Here is a 1,023-nt window from a genome sequence, read left to right as displayed (position 1 = left end):
GCGGCACGGAGCGCGAGTCGACGCGTCCGCAGAGCGCGCGCGAGCTGGCGGTGGCGACGTACAACGTGGAGAACCTCGACCCGTCGGACGACACGTTCGCCGCCCACGCCGAGGCGATCGTGCACCACCTCAAGTCGCCCGACATCGTGTCCCTGGAGGAGATCCAGGACAACAACGGTGCCACGGACGACGGCACCGTCGCGGCCGACGAGACGGTCGGCAGGTGATCGACGCGATCGTCGCGGCCGGCGGCCCGCGCTACGACTGGCGGGGCATCGACCCGGTCGACAAGGCGGACGGCGGCCAGCCGGGCGGCAACATCCGCCAGGCGTTCCTCTTCAACCCCGAGCGGGTCTCCTTCACCGACCGGGCGGGCGGCGACGCCACCACGGCGACCGGGGTGCGCAAGGAGCGCGGCAAGGCGACGCTGACCCACTCCCCCGGGCGGGTCGAGCCGGCGAACCCGGCCTGGAAGGACAGCCGCAAGCCGCTGGCGGGCGAGTTCGTCTTCCGCGGCCGCACGGTCTTCGTCATCGCCAACCACTTCAACTCCAAGGGCGGCGACCAGGGCCTGACGGCGCAGTACCAGCCGCCGTCGCGCGGCTCGGAGACCCAGCGCCACGCCCAGGCGAAGGTGGTGAACACCTTCGTGAAGGAGATCCTGGCCGCCCAGAAGAACGCGGACGTCGTCGCCCTCGGCGACATCAACGACTTCGAGTTCTCCGAAACCGCCCGCCTGCTGGAGGACGGTGGCGCCCTGTGGTCGGCGGTGAAGTCGCTGCCGGAGAGCGAGCGTTACTCGTACGTCTACCAGGGCAACAGCCAGGTCCTGGACCAGATCCTGGTCAGTCCGTCCATCCGCCGCGGCGGACTGTCCTACGACAGCGTGCACGTCAACGCCGAGTTCCACGACCAGATCAGCGACCACGACCCGCAGGTGCTGCGGTTCCGTCCGTAACCGGACGGTGGTGGGGGCGGGTTCGGCGGTTCAGCGGTTCAGCGCGGCACGAGACCGAGTGCGTG

The 1,023-nt window shown here is 70.4% G+C and carries 1 pseudogene; it reads left to right on the top strand.

Features of this window, described 5'->3' with window-relative positions:
* Nucleotides 1–958 (top strand): annotated as a pseudogene (locus AB0E98_RS33990) (endonuclease/exonuclease/phosphatase family protein); the annotation flags it as partial.
* Between the last annotated feature and the right edge of the window lie 65 nt (nt 959–1,023).

Source organism: Streptomyces sp. NPDC037389, assembly GCF_040636475.1.
GTDB classification, from domain to species: Bacteria; Actinomycetota; Actinomycetes; order Streptomycetales; family Streptomycetaceae; genus Streptomyces; species Streptomyces hesseae.
This window is presented reverse-complemented; position numbering and strand designations above follow the sequence as displayed.